Annotated in this window: 1 protein-coding gene and 1 other annotated feature; the gene reads right to left on the reverse strand. The window is 44.7% G+C overall.

Features of this window, described 5'->3' with window-relative positions; translation table 11 throughout:
- Positions 1-452 (reverse strand): IS3 family transposase (locus ACT3SX_RS15560; RefSeq protein WP_444761877.1); only part of this gene is annotated, 452 nt, incomplete at both ends.
- Positions 363-452: a sequence feature (AL1L pseudoknot), on the reverse strand. This feature is flagged as partial in the annotation. (Overlaps the previous gene by 90 nt.)

A 452-nucleotide genomic window follows, 5' to 3' on the forward strand; every position in this document is an offset into this window, starting at 1 on the left:
CCACTCAGTGTCTTTATATAGGTAAAATCAGCAACCCATAGTTGGTTAGGGCGATGGGCATTAAAGTTACGATTAACCAAATCATCAGCACGCTTTTGATCGTCACGAGACTTAGTCGTTATCTTACCTTTACCTCGCCAAACACCCTGCATGCCATGCTGCCGCATTAACCGCTCTACAGTGCAGCGTGCAGGATGTATACCCTCTGCTTTCAACTGTTTCCAGACTTTACGAGTACCATAACGGCACTTGCTGTCCTGCCAGATACGTTTAATCTCATTAAGATAGAAATCGTCATGCTGACTACGCTGTGAACGCTTTTCAGGACTGAATTCTAGCTCTTTGGCACGATAGTATGTGGATGGAGCAATCGGTAGTACTCTACAGATTGGCTCGACTCCATATTGTGGTTTGTGGTCATCTATAAAATCAACCATTACTTGGGTTTGCGG

It is taken from the genome of Psychrobacter sp. AOP31-B2-9, from assembly GCF_052378005.1.
GTDB lineage: Bacteria > Pseudomonadota > Gammaproteobacteria > Pseudomonadales > Moraxellaceae > Psychrobacter.